Genomic DNA, 15,564 nt, shown 5'->3' on the forward strand with positions numbered 1-15,564 from the left:
TGAGAGCCTACTCTAAGCGTAGGGCTTGAGAGTGAGGCGGACCATATAATTAGCCCCGCTGAGTCGCGGGGCTGATATTTGGTGATTTGTGTTAGCTCGTAAGGAGTCTTTGCATCTTATCGCGCTGTGCCTCTATGTAAGCGCGTTCTGGGCTTTGTTCTTTACAGTGATCCAGAATGAACTCAATTGAGCTTAGTACTGTCCTCCAGCGCGGTGTCTTAGGCAAAGTCTCAATACGCATGTATTTATCGAGCGTACGTGTTTGTAATGTACTGCGGTCGAGGTAGACGCGCCATAAACCACTTTGTTCAGCAAAGGCAAACTTGGTTTCTCCAGTCACCGATTCCCAATATTCCAATGCATGAGTCATCGTATCGACTAATACTTCGCGCATCAGCTCTTGTTTGTCCTTCTTGTTACCCAATGCTTTATCAGCAAGGCGAGTAAACTCACCGCCAAGTTCTTTCAGCTTCTGCAGCTGGTCTTTATCACCATCAAATGCGTAACTTGAAAGTACTTCAACTGCCGTCTCTAGGTTATGGATACGAGCTGCATTCGCTCCGCCTCCTACATTGAAGATATACATGACATCTAAACCAGAGCCTTCAGGCAGCTTGAGGATGTCTGCTTCAATGTTTTGACGAATATCTTCGATGTAGATATCAATCTTGCCACAGTAGTGCGGCTGCTTAACCGTAAGGAACTTAGGTGCAATTAGCTCATCAGCGGAAGAACGTTTTAGCTGTTCTAGGCTACGTTTAAATAGCTTACATGCTGCTTCGTTAGCAAAGCGAATACGTTGATCTTCACGAAGACAAATAATCGCCTCAGGTGCCGATTCTAGCTGTTCTAGCAGTCTACCTTGTGTCTCGAGCAGGCTGGCTTCGACTTCAGCACGCTGGCGTAGCTCCGATTCCAGTAACTTGTTCTCGATGTGGCGCATTTCAGCCTGACTTGCCGTCAAGTGGGCCTGAATACGTGCCGCGAGCTCTTGCTTATTAAATGGTTTGGTTAGGTAATCGTTCGCTCCCGCTTCAAAGCCCCTAACGCGATCTTCGGTTTGGCTTAGCGCTGTGAGCATAATGATTGGCAGCTCTGCATGATCGTAAGTTTCACGAAGTTCACTACAAACCTGATAGCCACTCATGCCTGGCATCATTATATCCAGTAGCAGCAACTCAGGCTTCTCTTGTTCAATTAAAGCGAGTGTCTCAGGGCCGTCTGAAATGGTACGAACTCGGTAGCCTTCAAGTCTCAAGAAGCTTTCAAGAACGCGCAGGTTGACGGGCTCATCATCAGCAACGTACAGCAATGGACCATCTGGGTTTTCAGGTAGAGACAAGTCGTCATTGTTGTCAAAGTTCGCTTCTGGAATTTGGAAATGCCCGCGAGCGGCAAGGCTTTCAGTCGCTTTGATTTCTTCTTCACTAGCGAGTGGCAAGGTGAAGCTGAATGTCGTTCCGACCATAGGTTGGCTGCTGACATACAATGAACCGCCCATCAACTCGATAAGTTGACGGCTGATGGATAGACCGAGACCTGCACCTTGACGGTAGCGACTAGCATCTTGACCTGCTTGGATAAGAGGTTCGAAGATATGCTCTAGGTGTTCAGCTGGAATACCCTGACCAGTATCGACCACTTGTACTCGGACTTGATCGTCTACAACGGTCGCTGAGATAACGATTTTGCCTTCTGAAGTGTACTTAATAGCGTTGCCAATCAAGTTATACAGCACTTGTTCCAAACGCTGAGGATCTGCTGAGACTGCTTTCAGATCCGCTGGCACTTGATTAATGATGCGGATGGTTTTGTTACCCAATAGGTGACCAGAAAGCTCCAGCACCAAGCGTGTTGCACTGGCTAGGCTCACTGCAGACTTTTGGATATCCATGCTGCCGTAGCGCATCTTGTGGTAATCCAATAGATCATCAACGAGGTTTGCTAGGCGCTGACCACTCTTGATGATGATGTCCAATTGGTACTTCTGGCTCGCAGGTATCGCGCCATTTGCACCAGACACCAGTGTCTCTGCAATGCCAACCATACCGTGCAATGGTGTGCGTAACTCGTGAGAGGTTGTCGCTAGGAATTCATCTTTCAGCTTATCTGCCAACTGCAATTCTTCGTTTTGCTTTTGGATCAGTTTGATGTTGCTCTCTAGCTCTTCGTTTTGTTGCTTGATGGTTTGGATCTTTTCACGAATTGAGCGCTGCATACGCTCAAAGCTGATTGCGAGTCGACCGATTTCATCTTTACGTTCGGTATTAAAGGTGGTTTCGTCCAGATCGCCAGCAGATACTTTCTCTGCTGCCCAAGTCAGCTTAAGCAGCGGAGAGGTGATGAAATTAGATAAGTAGTGTGAAGCAATCACAACCAAGATGATCGCTATTAGCATCGCAATGACAAACAGTTTCTCGAGCTGATGGACACGTGCAAAGGCCTCTTTCTCAGGAAGCTGTACAACGAGAGCCCAAGTGAGACCGCGAGTCTCAATAGGTGCAAATGCCGCAATCATCTCTTCGCCTAAACGGTTGCTGTATGTGCCCACTTCCGTTTCGCCAGCTAAAGCTTTGTCGACGATCTCTAAACTGTTTTGGATGTCTTCTTGCTTGGTGTTGATGGTACGAGGTTTGTGGTCACTGCCAACTAATAAGGTATCAATTGAAGAGTCACGATTGATTTCTGCAATCAGCTTTGTGATGCCATTGTTTGGCAAGCGGAACATTGCATAGCTGTGCAGATAGCCTTGCTGAACAATAGGCGCACCCAACCAAGCGACTTGCTTACCGTTTTCAATGTCAAAGTCGGATACCACGACAGGCGTGTAATCTTCATTCACTTTTCGGCGCGCGCTTACATCCTCGGAGAGGCGTTTAAATGTTTTTCCCAAAGCGGTGTCTTTGTGACGGCCGCTGAGGAGGTTGGTGCCGAAGTTATCATCTTTATTGATCGAATAAGTAACGTTACCGTCGATATCAACTAATAAAATATCGTTGAAATCAGAGCGCTTTAATAGCTCTAGGTAAGCCCAGTGATAACGTTTATGCAGAAGACGATAACGCTCACTACCAACGTAGTTGGAAGATTCGGGTAAAATCGACGTTTTGATTTGATCGCCGCTGCCTTTGATATAGCGTTGCTGTGCATTCTCTCTTGCTTCATCGATGTCGTGGCCTAATCGGCTAAAGGCATTGACCAAACCGTAGAAGCGCCCGCCACTGGCATAAGCCAATTCTGAGCGAACAAAGCCCATAACTTCGGTTTCTTGAGCTGCAAAGTAGTCGATGATCTGTTGTTGTTTGGTATCACGGACTGAGAGCAAATGGGATGTGCTCTGTTCTTCCAAATCTTTACTGTGGGATTGGAGGAAGAAAATAGCAGTGATCGTCAGTGGCGTAATACTAAGAACCAAAAACGCGGTCATTAGCGTGCTTTGCAGGCGCTTAAATTTCTGCTTTTTGTAGAATTTAAACATGGATAAGATTACAACTCATTAAAGGGCAGCGACCAATTTACTGGGGCTTACCGAGGTTCTCGTTAAAACGGACAAGAAGTTAAATGCGATAGAATTAACAAAATTAACGAGTTTTTTTTCTTTGACAAGAAAGTTGATTGCAAAGCGTGGGGAGCGACGCAGTTTTTCGTTGAGTTGGGCGGTTTTTGGCAAAGAGTTGCGCAGGATTTCACCTGCGCAACCAAGGGTTAGGATTTTTTCGCGTAGTAGATAGAGAATTTGTTGGTCTTATTTAGCGTCTCGCAATTATTGAAGGCTTTCTCAATAATTGGCGGATACTGCAAGAAACTGTTCGCCACAATGATCATTTCACCGTTGGCCGTCATGTACTTTGGAGCTTGACCTAAAAGAGTTTCTGCTGCGTTGTAGTTGGTGTCTAAGCCACTGTGAAATGGTGGGTTACTGACAATAAAACGGTAGTCTTTAACCGTGTCTGAGTAGATATCTGAGGCAAAAACACGACCGGATAACCCATTCGCCTCGAGTGTTGCTTGGCTAGAGGTAATGGCATAAGCGTTAATATCACACATCTCAATCGCGATCTCTGGGTTTGCTTTAGCCATAAATGCACCCAGCACACCAGCACCACAACCAAAGTCGAGTACCTTGCCTGAAAGCTTAGGTAAGGTTTCAAGCAGAAGACGACTGCCTAGGTCAAACTCACCATGGCTGAATACGCCAGGTAGACTCTTAACGGTAAGTGATTGTTCACCGAGTGTAATTTCGTAAGATTTAAACCAGTCGGCTTGATTGAACGGTTTTGGTTCGTTAAGGCAAGTGCCCCAGTAAAATGAACAGCGACGAGCAGAGTCGTATTTTTTAACCGGGCCGTATTCTTTGAACATCTTCTCAATGCTCTTGATGCCTGAGCGGTTCTCACCAACGACGACGATTTCTGTATTGATGCCTAACTTAGCCATCAACATTGCCAGTAAGTATTCTGCTTCCGCCTTGGCTTTTGGCCAGTATAAAAGCACCATGTCTGCTTGAGTCTCAATATCAAACTCTGAACCAAAGTGACTCTTCACTTTGTCCGATGTGCGAATTTGACGGTAGTAGCTGTAGTTAGAAGTAAATACTTCAACAGACTCACAATGAGCTACTAACTCAAGAGGGAACAGGTCTTCAACTTCTCCAGCAACTAAAACGTGTTTGCCGTTGAAGTATTCAAGTTGGCGCTGAGCTATTTGGCTAGGAGCGATATAAGCAGACATAAATTTGGTTCATCAGAAATAATTAGGGCCAGATTTTCGCATAATCTGGCCCAAGCTTGAAGTGAATAAGCGGTCGTTAGCTATTGTCTTGTTGATTGAGGAAGTCTTTAAACTCCTCTTCGTAGATATTGAATAGCACCATAGTCACGGCAAAGATCAGTGGACCGTAAATAAGGCCAATCAAACCAAATAGATGCAGACCACCCAGCAGTGAGAAGAAGATCATGAGCGTGTTCATGCCTGCACTGCCTTGCATCAGCAGTGGGCGCAGCAGGTTATCGATCGAGCCAACTACGAGAACACTCCACACTGTTAGGAATATAGCCCAAGTTGTGTCGCCAGTTAGGAACAAGTAAGCGGCTGCTGGAATCCAAATTAGCGCCGTGCCAACTACAGGGATAAATGACGCAAAGCCCATCATAGTGCCCCAGAACAAGCCAGGGAAACCTGCAAGCCACATACCGATACCACCAGCAAAGCCTTGAGCAATCGCGGTTAAGAATGACCCCATTACAGCTGATTTCGAGACCTGTTCAATCTCGGTCAGGATCTTATCTTCTTGGCTGCGAGAGAGCGGCAGAATATGGCGCATCGCTGAGATGATCTTGTCGTGGTCACGCAATAGGAAGAACAACACGAACAACATCAGGAAGAAGTCCATCAGGAAGTTGGTTGCATCCCCTAGGATTTTGGCACTGATAGCAACAAGGTTTGAACCAAATGATGTGGCGAATTGGCCAATTTTCTCAGCGATGGCTTGTGGTTCGATTTTGTCGAAAGGTAAGTACTCATTAACCAGTGCTAACCCTTTGACAACCCAAGGGTGTTGGAAGATATCTTGGATACCACCATTGCTTACCCACTTGTAGGTGTTTTGCGAAAATACCGACCCTTGCTGCACGATAGCAGCAAATACAAACAATAATGGAATCACAATAATAAAGGTGAGAACCACACAAGAGAGCAGTGAAACCAAGTTTTTGTGGTTTGGCAGTTTTCGTTCAAACCACTCATGTATTGGGAACATGAGTAGAGAAATAATAAACGCCATTACGATCGAGTTGATGTAAGGCTCGACCAATAAATAGCAGGCAAAAGCAGCGGCGAGCAGCGCAACAACTAGCACTCGATGACTCGACGTGATTTTTACATTATTCGGCATGTGATTAATCCAACTTACGGATGATTTATGTTTTACGCCTTATACCACAGCGCAAAATCTTTATTACTTTGCACCGACGTTTCTTTCAAGCTTATGACATAGCTGAATTGGGAAGGGGCAATTGACCTTGTTATAATGACCACAAATCAGACGGTTATCAATCAAGAGATAGAAAAATGGGTTGTTGTAGCGGCGATAAGAAGTGCAAAAGTGAAAAGAAAGCCAAACGTATACCGTGGTTTGGTATTGTTCTTGGCGTGTTAGTTATCCTCGTGATTGTTAATTGGCAAGCCTAATCCAGATAATAAAAAAGGACCTTGAAGGTCCTTTTTTGCGATTGCTGTTCTGGTAAAGAACGCTTATTTTGCTTCTTCAGCCAGAATTGCGAAACAACGATCAGCAGCTTCTAGTGTTGCATCAATTTCTTTTGAACCGTGAGCAAGAGAAGTAAAGCTTGCTTCGAATGCTGATGGTGCAAGGTATACACCGTGTTTTAGCATTAGGTGGAAGAAACGCTTGAAGCGCTCGACATCGCACTTAGTCACGTCTTCGTAGCACGTTACGGCTTCTTGGTCAGTGAAGAAGAAACCAAACATGCCACCCACTTGGTTTACTACCATTGGGATACCGTGCTTTTCTGCCAGTGCTTTGAAGCCTTCAGCAAGCTGTTTTGTTTTCGCCGCAAGACGTTTCTCGTTGCCTTCTTCTTTTAGCAGGTTCAAACATGCAAAGCCCGCAGCCATTGCTACTGGGTTACCTGAAAGTGTGCCAGCCTGGTAAACTGGACCTGTTGGCGCAACGTATTGCATGACTTCTTTACGACCACCGAAAGCACCCACTGGCATACCGCCACCGATTACTTTACCTAGCGTCGTTAGATCAGGCTTGATGTTGTAGTGTGCTTGTGCGCCGCCTAGTGCTACGCGGAAGCCTGTCATTACTTCATCAAAAATCAGTAGTGCACCTTCTTGGTCACAGATTTCACGTAGACCTTCGTGGAAACCTTCTACTGGTGGGATACAGTTCATGTTGCCCGCTACTGGTTCAACGATGATACATGCGATCTCGCCTTTGTTTGCTGCGAACAACTCACGTACTGAATCTAGATCGTTGAATGTTGCGGTTAGTGTGTGCTTAGCAAAGTCAGCAGGAACGCCAGGAGAGCTTGGTTGGCCAAGAGTTAGTGCACCAGAGCCAGCTTTTACTAGCAAGCTGTCTGCGTGACCGTGGTAACAGCCTTCAAACTTCATGATTTTGTCACGGCCAGTAAAGCCACGAGCAAGACGGATTGCACTCATGGTCGCTTCTGTACCAGAGCTCACCATGCGGATTTGTTCCATTGATGGCACTAGCTCAGACACTAGCTCAGCCATGGCAATTTCCATTTCAGTTGGCGCACCAAAACTCAGGCCACGTTGTGCAGCATCGATAACAGCTTCACGGATAACCGCGTGGTTATGACCTAGAATCATTGGACCCCAAGAGCCAACGTAATCAATGTACGCTTTACCATCGGCATCAAAAATCAGTGCACCGTCTGCTCGTTCGATAAATAGCGGAGAACCGCCAACGCCGTTGAATGCACGAACTGGTGAGTTCACACCGCCAGGAATGGTTTGCTGAGCCTTTTGATATAGCTCTGATGATTTGGTCATGGGGTTATCCTCTTTTGATTGCTCGGACCAAGTGGAGCGCATTGTACCTAGCTAATCTCAAGTTAGAAACGTTTTGGGTAATTTATGTGGGCACGGGCGATGTAAACTTACATATCAGCATCTGTTCTAAAGAATCAGCGGTGAATACTTGAACGAGTTTGTCAGGTATTGGATAATCGCTCTAATTAGCAAAAATTTGACGTCTCGCTTCAGGCTTGACGCATTACACGAGTGAGAGAGGTCTTCGTGAGCGAAGTAAACGTACCATTGTCTTTTTCTGATGCTGCAGCATCACGCGTTAAGGCGCTGATTGCAGAAGAAGAAAACCCAGCATTGAAATTGCGCGTATACATTACTGGTGGTGGCTGTAGTGGTTTCCAATACGGCTTCACATTTGATGAGAGCGTAAATGAAGGCGACACAACCATCGTAAACAGTGGCGTAACACTGGTTGTAGACCCAATGAGCCTGCAATACCTAATCGGTGGCGTGGTTGATTACACGGAAGGTTTAGAAGGAGCACGCTTCTTCGTTAATAACCCAAATGCGACGACAACTTGTGGTTGTGGTGCATCATTCAGTGTTTAATTAACACGACAACAGGCAGCCAATTGGCTGCCTGAGCTTTACGTAGCAGGGAGTCACGTAAACGCACTCCAGTTCCACAGAGGGCTGTGAGCTAAAAATAAAAAGGACTTTGTATGTCTGAAGTTTCTCTCGGACGACGCCTTGTCGAACGTCCATGGCTAGTTTCTTTAACACTGATTCTCGTACTTGCTGCATGGCTTGCAATAGGCCAACTTAAGGCGCAAGACGAAGCGAGTTTATCATTCTCCCCTCAATCCGATGACACGCCTGTTGCTAAGGTGATGTTCAACTCTTTTACCGCCCAGCCAACCAGTAAAACCATAGAGTTATATGGACGAACTGCGCCAAATAGACAAGCTCGTTTAGGGGCAGAAGTTGCGGGTAAGATCATTCGCTTGAACGTTCAGAAAGGGCAACGTGTTAAACAAGGGCAGGTGATTGCCAACATCGACGAGCGCGATCTCGATACTCAACTCAAGCGCGCTAAAGCGATGTTGCGTGTCAAAGAGAAAGAATTTAAAGCGGCAGAATCTTTGAAAAACCGAGGTTTGCAAGGTGAAGTTGCCTTTGCCACTGCACAAGCTGCATTGGTTGATGCTCGCGCAAACCTGAGTAATGTTGAAACCGCACTTAAAAACACCAAAGTAAGAGCGCCTTTTGACGGCATTCTTGACCATAGGTTCGTTGAAGTGGGGGATTTTGTTGGTGTTGGCGATCCTATTGCGACTGTTATTGACCTTGAAAAGTTAGTCATCGAAGCGGACGTTAGCGAGCGTCATATCCAATATTTAAAACAAGGCCAGCAAGCTGATGTCAGAACCATTGATAACACCCACCATCAAGGTGTTATCCGTTATATCGGGCGCGTATCTTCTACTTCGACCAATACTTTCCCGATTGAGATTGAAATCAGTAACGATGAACGTGCAATGCCTGCGGGTGTTAGTGCTGAGGTGGTATTGTCGCTAAGTGAAGTGATGGCAGTGAAAGTAACCGCCGCAATGCTCGCGCTCGATGAAGAAGGCAACCTTGGCATCAAAACACTGCGTGATCAGCATGTCCACTTTGTTCCTATTCAACTTGTGAAAGCTGAAAAAGATGGCGTTTGGCTGTCTGGATTGGGCGACCAAGTGGACATCATCGTACTCGGGCAGGGCTTTGCACGTGATGGTGATTTAGTGATGGCGACCAAAGTGGATGACGCCATTGAAGCTGCGAACCAGCAATAAGGAGGCAATATGTTTGCTTTGATTGATGCTGCGTTATCGCGTGCACGTACGATGCTCACCTTGTTGGTGATGATTTTGATTGCTGGTGTGATCACCTACATTACGATTCCTAAAGAATCGAGTCCAGACATCACCATCCCTATTATCTATGTTTCGGTAGGTCACCAAGGCATTTCGCCAACTGATGCGGAGCGCTTATTAGTTCGCCCAGTAGAGCAAGAGCTGCGTTCGATTGAAGGCGTAAAAGAAATGACCGCGGTTGCTTCAGAAGGCCATGCCTCGGTTACGCTTGAATTTAGTGTCGGTGTTGATCTGGCTGAAGCGATGGCAGATGTGCGTGACGCCGTCGATCTAGCCAAACCTAAATTGCCTGAAGACAGTGATGAGCCAACAGTAAATGAAGTGACATTCGCATCAGAAGAGCCTGTCCTCACTTTGGTTCTGTATGGCACCGTCCCTGAGCGCACAACAGTACAAATTGCTCGTGCACTGCGTGACAAGCTAGAAAGCTACCGTCAGGTGCTTGAAGTTGATATTGCCGGTGATCGTGAAGACATTGTTGAGATCGTCGTCGATCCGCTGTTGATGGAAAGCTATGGTCTGGATCAAGCAGACATCTACAACTTGATTGCTCTCAATAACCGAGTTGTGGCAGCGGGTTTCGTGGATACTGGCTATGGCCGTTTTTCAGTCAAAGTTCCTTCCGTATTTGATTCTCTCAAAGACGTATTAGAGTTACCGATTAAGGTAAACGGCAAAGAAGTGATTACTTTTGGCGATGTGGCGACTGTGCGCCGAGCCTTCCGTGATCCTGAAAGCTTTGCTCGCTTGGATGGTGACCCTGCTGTTGTATTGAATGTGAAAAAGCGTGCTGGCGAGAATATCATTGAAACGGTGGAACTCGTTAAACAGGTTCTGACTGAAGCGCAAAAGCGAGCGGATTGGCCAAACAACTTGCAGGTCAAATATACGTGGGATCAGTCCGATGACGTCAAATTGATGCTCAACGACCTACAAAACAACATCCTCTCCGCGATTATCTTAGTGGTTATCGTCATTATCGCGATACTTGGTGTGCGAACCGCTCTCTTGGTGGGGATCTCTATTCCTGGCTCATTCCTTACCGGCTTATTAGTGCTTTCGGTGTTTGGCTTAACGGTCAACATTGTGGTGCTATTCGCGCTGATCATGGCCGTAGGTATGCTGGTGGATGGCGCTATCGTGGTGACCGAATTTGCTGATAGGCGGATGCAAGAGGGCACGCCACGTAAAGAAGCGTATCGGGACGCGGCAAAACGAATGGCGTGGCCTATCACCGCTTCGACGGCAACGACCCTTGCTGCGTTTGCTCCGCTATTGTTCTGGCCGGATATTACCGGCGAGTTCATGAAGTATCTGCCGCTAACATTGATCGCAACGCTCACCGCTTCGTTGATGATGGCGCTGCTTTTTGTTCCGGTTATTGGTGGGATTATTGGTAAGCCACAAGTGGTTAACCCTAAAAGCCAGCAAGAGATGATTGATCTTCATAATGGCGAGTTTGATAAGGCTACTGGTATTACCAAGCTCTACTATCAAACGCTCTCGGTCGCTATCAAGCATCCACTTAAAGTTCTCTTCAGTGCCATACTGCTTGCTGGTGGTGTCGGCTTTACTTATAACAAGGCAGGACTAGGGGCAGAGTTCTTCCCAGAAGTGGACCCCGCTTTCTTTACCGTCAAGGTGCGTTCTTACGGCGATTTATCGATCAACGAAAAAGATGTCGTGATGAAAGAGATTGAAAAAGTCATGTTAGGGCATGATGAATTTGAGAGTGTCTATACGCGCACCGGAACGGATTCAAATGATGGTGATGAGATTGGTCAGATTCAAATAACGCCCGTCGATTGGCAATATCGTCGCAAAGTGAAAGACATCATTGAAGAACTCAAACAAACCACTAATCAATTCTCGGGCGTAGAGCTGGAGTACAAATTTCCCGATGCTGGGCCGCCGGTTGAACACGATCTTGTGATTGAAATGTCGGCGCAAAACTCAAGCATCGACCAATTAGACAGCGCTGCCAAATTGGTTCGTTACTGGGCTGATCGAAATCCCGCTTTAACTAACTTAAGTGATACAACCAATAAAGAAGGGATTGATTGGCAGATTGATATCCGCAGAGACGATGCCTCTCGCTTTGCTGCTGATGCAACTCTGGTTGGTAATACCGTCCAGTTTGTTACCAATGGTTTGAAGATTGGCGACTATTTGCCAGATGATGCCGATGAAGAAGTCGATATCTTAGTGCGTTACCCACAAGATAAGCGGGATATCGGACGTTTTGACCAGTTACGTGTAAAAACGGCGGCAGGTTTAGTGCCGATCACAAACTTTGCGCAGATTAAACCTGATCATAAGCAAGATACGATTCGCCGTGTTGATGGTCGTCGTGTAGTGAACATCAAAGCAGACATTGTTGAGGGTTATAACCTTGCCCTTGAATTACCAAAGATAACTGCAGAAGTAGAGCAGTTGGGCTTGCCTGCTGGTATTGAGTTTAAAATTCGCGGTCAAAACGAGGAGCAAGAGAACTCTTCTGCGTTTTTACAAAGTGCTTTCATGGTTGCACTTGGCGTGATGGCTTTGATTCTGATTACTCAATTCAACAGCTTCTACCAAGCCTTTTTGATTTTAAGCGCTGTGCTGTTTTCTACCGTTGGCGTGTTTGCTGGCTTGCTTATTTTCCAGAAGCCTTTCGGTATTATTATGTCGGGTATTGGTGTGATCGCATTGGCTGGTATTGTGGTGAACAACAATATCGTATTAATTGATACCTATAACCAAATGCGCAAGCGTGGGTTAGAAAAATCAGAAGCAATTCTGCGTACGGGCGTACAACGCCTGCGTCCAGTGTTACTGACCACTGTCACTACTATCCTGGGCTTGCTGCCAATGGTGTTAGAGATGAACATCGACTTAGTTAACCAGAAGATTGAATTTGGTGCGCCAAGCACGCAGTGGTGGTCTCAATTGGCTACGGCCGTTGCGGGTGGTTTGGCTTTTGCGACGGTGCTGACCTTGGTGCTGACACCGTGTCTGTTGATGCTTGGCCATGAACACAATATTGATGAACCAGACTCCGAAACAAAAGAGGCAGCGTAGGCTGCCTCTTTGTCATTGTTCAATTTAAATCGTTTTAGCTACTTCATCGCGAGTAATTTACTGTAGCGATCCAGCTTAGCCATACTGATCTTTGCGTTCGCCAAGAAGGTTTGTTTTGCTTTACCGGTCAGAGATTTCGACTGCGGTAAGTTTACCGTTCTTGGGTTTTTATGAACGCCGTTAACCAAGAATTCGTAGTGCAAGTGTGGACCAGTTACACGGCCAGTACCACCCAACGTACCGATGGTTTGACCTTGCTTAACGCGTTGTCCCGTTTTTACTGTTCGCTTAGTTAAGTGTAAGTATTTAGTAATGTAGGTATTGCTGTGTTTAATAAACACGTAGTTACCATTGAATTTGTTGTACGCTGATTTTTGCACAACACCATTACCCGCAGCCCAAATTGGTGTGCCTACAGGCGCGGCATAATCGGTACCTCTGTGAGGGCGAACTCTCCCGGTAACTGGGTGTAAGCGACGAGGATTAAAGTTAGAGGTAACACGACGGAAATCCAAAGGTGCTCGTAAGAAGGCTTTCTTCATCGCTCGGCCATTTTCATCGTAGTACTTACCGCTCTTCTCATCTAAGATTGCGGTAAAGGTGTCACCTTGGTTGTTAAAGATTGCAGCAATGATTTTTCCGCGTCCAATCACTTCGCCTTCAACCACTTCTTCTTGGTAAAGCACGCGGAAGGTATCGTTTTTACGAATGTCCAAAGCAAAGTCGATATCCCAACCAAAAATTCCCGCCAGTTCCATAATTTGGTTTGCATTCAAACCGGATGAAATCCCCGCATTCCAGAAGTTGGATTTGATTGTTGCTTCAGCGTAGTTATATTGGTAATCGACTTCTTTTTTGTCCACTTCAGAAACGTATTTGCCACCTTGCAGTTTAATGCGGAACGTTTCGAAGGCATTGAGTGTGCGTTTTAGTTGAATAAAGTCGTTATTTTCATCAAAGCCAAATTGCAGCCTGTCGCCAGGACGCAGTCGAGTGAGTTGCTCTTTGATTTCTTTATCTGAAGTAATCAGTTCATGCAGAAGGCGAGGAGATAAACCGACGCGGTTGAAAAGTACAGCGGCACTTTCACCATTTTTGACTTTGTATGTTTCCCAGCGCAAAACAGAAGGAAGAGTAGAAGAAGTGCTGCGCTCGGGTGATTCCACAGAAATCGGTACCGAGTAATGCTCACCGACTTTGAGTCGGCTTTGCTGTGGATCGAGGTCTTGCGGATCGGGTAAGAAAAACAGCGCGACGATGATCAGCGCACTAAAAAAACCGATCAGTACTTTGTGCAAGAGCGGTAGTCGGACAAAAATCGAATGCATGAGGTACTTGATTACTAAATTAAACGTAAAAATTGACAACTACCTAGTCTAACGTGTTTCAAAATGCATCGCTATTCAAGTAAGATGTTCAGCTATTATATTTTTGCCAAATCTGTGGGAGTGAACAAGAATGGCGAGCATTGAAGCTGCATTAGCCGAGATTAAGCGCGGTGTTGAAGAGCTGATTCCAGAAGAAGAGCTGATCGCAAAACTAAAAGAAGGTCGTCCTCTACGTATTAAATTGGGCGCCGATCCAACAGCACCTGACATTCACCTAGGCCATACGGTTATTTTCAATAAGCTTCGCTTGTTCCAAGAACTAGGTCATGAAGTGACGTTCCTAATCGGTGACTTCACTGCAATGGTTGGTGACCCAACAGGTAAGAACTCAACTCGTCCACCGCTAAGCCGTGAAGATGTTCTGCGTAACGCTGAAACGTACAAAGAGCAGGTGTTCAAAATCCTAGATCCAGCTAAGACAAAAATTCAGTTCAACTCTGAGTGGCTATCTGAGCTTGGCGCAGAAGGTATGATTCGCCTTGCAGCGAACCAAACCGTTGCTCGTATGCTAGAACGTGATGACTTTAAAAAGCGTTACGCTGGTGGCCAGCCAATCGCTATTCATGAGTTCATGTACCCACTACTTCAAGGTTGGGACTCAGTAGCAATGGAAACGGACGTTGAGCTTGGTGGTACTGACCAGAAGTTCAACCTACTGATGGGTCGTGAACTGCAAAAATCTCACGGTCAAAAGCCTCAAGTTGTACTGATGATGCCGCTTCTAGTAGGTCTAGATGGTGAGAAGAAGATGTCTAAGTCTTCTGGTAACTACATTGGTATCAGCGAAGCTCCAAGCGAAATGTTTGGTAAGATCATGTCTATTTCTGACGTTCTAATGTGGAGCTACTACGAGCTACTGTCTTTCCGTCCTCTGGAAGAAATTGCACAGTTTAAAGCTGACGTAGAAGCAGGTAAAAACCCTCGCGATATCAAAGTTCTGCTAGCGAAAGAAATCATTGCTCGTTTCCACAGTGAAGCGGATGCAGATGCAGCAGAGCAAGAGTTCGTTAACCGTTTCGCGAAAAACCAAATTCCTGACGAAATGCCAGAGTTTGATTTTGAGGCCGGCACGCCAGTAGCAAACCTACTGAAAGAAGCGGGTCTATGTGCTTCAACTTCTGAAGCAATGCGCATGGTTAAGCAAGGTGCTGCTAAGATTGAAGGCGAGAAAGTTGCTGATGCGAAGTTTGCTCCTGAAGTAGGCACTTACGTATTCCAAGTAGGTAAACGTAAATTCGCACGTATTACTATCAAGTAATCCATAACTGCTCAAAATGAAAGCGCCCACTGGGCGCTTTTTTTGTATGAAAATTTGGTGAATCCACAAGAGATTGACTGTAAAAGTGACGCATTTTTGCTACTATACGCGCGCTGCTAGGTGAGCAGCTTTATCGGAGATTTACATGAACAATACCGACCATCCTCCCAGTTGTTGGGTGAGTAAGATTAAGGGAGCGAAATAACCCGCTTCGGTATTGGCGATCTCCGCCTTACCTGAGTGGTGAGGCATCTTTTCTAATTTTTCCTTCTTGTTATTTCCTTTCATAAATTCTGAATAGACAGTGCTTTGGCATTGATGTTTTCGCACATCCAGTGTTTCTAATACACGTATGGACTGTGCTGAAGGCTTTTTGCGTGCGTTGTCGATGGTCGTTACCAATGCCAAT

At 46.0% G+C, this 15,564-nt stretch carries 10 protein-coding genes; 4 read left to right on the plus strand and 6 right to left on the minus strand.

Features of this window, described 5'->3' with window-relative positions; translation table 11 throughout:
* Positions 1-91: 91 nt before the first annotated feature.
* From GXP65_RS13250 to hemL, 4 genes are all read right to left on the minus strand, one after another.
* Positions 92-3,478: a response regulator gene (locus GXP65_RS13250; protein ID WP_162093019.1), complete on the minus strand. Its 3,387-nt coding sequence runs from the start codon at positions 3,476-3,478 to the stop codon at positions 92-94.
* A gap of 227 nt (positions 3,479-3,705) precedes the next feature.
* Positions 3,706-4,731, minus strand: a complete 1,026-nt coding sequence (rsmC, locus tag GXP65_RS13255; RefSeq protein WP_162093020.1) for a 16S rRNA (guanine(1207)-N(2))-methyltransferase RsmC — start codon at positions 4,729-4,731, stop codon at positions 3,706-3,708.
* 76 nt (positions 4,732-4,807) lie between these two features.
* A complete protein-coding gene (locus GXP65_RS13260; RefSeq protein WP_005425277.1) occupies positions 4,808-5,893 on the minus strand; it encodes an AI-2E family transporter in 1,086 nt (361 codons plus the stop codon).
* Positions 5,894-6,252: 359 nt separating this feature from the next.
* Positions 6,253-7,548, minus strand: coding sequence for a glutamate-1-semialdehyde 2,1-aminomutase (gene hemL, locus GXP65_RS13265; RefSeq protein ID WP_162093021.1), 1,296 nt, complete (start codon positions 7,546-7,548; stop codon positions 6,253-6,255).
* Positions 7,549-7,794: 246 nt separating this feature from the next.
* Between hemL and erpA the strand changes: the two genes are divergently transcribed.
* The 3 genes from erpA (at position 7,795) to GXP65_RS13280 (ending at position 12,509) form a co-directional block, all read left to right on the plus strand.
* Complete coding sequence (gene erpA, locus GXP65_RS13270) at positions 7,795-8,136, plus strand: iron-sulfur cluster insertion protein ErpA (RefSeq protein WP_005425270.1); 342 nt, start codon at positions 7,795-7,797, stop codon at positions 8,134-8,136.
* Positions 8,137-8,249: 113 nt separating this feature from the next.
* Positions 8,250-9,365: an efflux RND transporter periplasmic adaptor subunit gene (locus tag GXP65_RS13275; protein ID WP_162093022.1), complete on the plus strand. Its 1,116-nt coding sequence runs from the start codon at positions 8,250-8,252 to the stop codon at positions 9,363-9,365.
* 9 nt (positions 9,366-9,374) lie between these two features.
* Complete coding sequence (locus GXP65_RS13280) at positions 9,375-12,509, plus strand: efflux RND transporter permease subunit (protein WP_162093023.1); 3,135 nt, start codon at positions 9,375-9,377, stop codon at positions 12,507-12,509.
* A 38-nt stretch (positions 12,510-12,547) separates the two neighbouring features.
* On the opposite strand, the gene GXP65_RS13285 is transcribed toward GXP65_RS13280, so the two are convergent.
* On the minus strand, positions 12,548-13,837 hold the full coding sequence (locus tag GXP65_RS13285) for a peptidoglycan DD-metalloendopeptidase family protein (RefSeq protein ID WP_012128833.1): 1,290 nt from the start codon (positions 13,835-13,837) through the stop codon (positions 12,548-12,550).
* Positions 13,838-13,967: 130 nt separating this feature from the next.
* Here GXP65_RS13285 and tyrS point away from each other — a divergent pair, with 130 nt between their 5' ends.
* Entirely contained in the window at positions 13,968-15,155 is a 1,188-nt protein-coding gene (tyrS, locus tag GXP65_RS13290) for a tyrosine--tRNA ligase (RefSeq protein WP_012128832.1), read from the plus strand.
* A 141-nt stretch (positions 15,156-15,296) separates the two neighbouring features.
* Here tyrS and GXP65_RS13295 read toward each other — a convergent pair whose 3' ends face one another.
* On the minus strand, positions 15,297-15,563 hold the full coding sequence (locus tag GXP65_RS13295) for a hypothetical protein (RefSeq protein WP_038891075.1): 267 nt from the start codon (positions 15,561-15,563) through the stop codon (positions 15,297-15,299).
* Position 15,564 lies beyond the last annotated feature (1 nt).

This window comes from Vibrio sp. LB10LO1 (assembly GCF_010092875.1).
GTDB classification, from domain to species: Bacteria; Pseudomonadota; Gammaproteobacteria; order Enterobacterales; family Vibrionaceae; genus Vibrio; species Vibrio campbellii.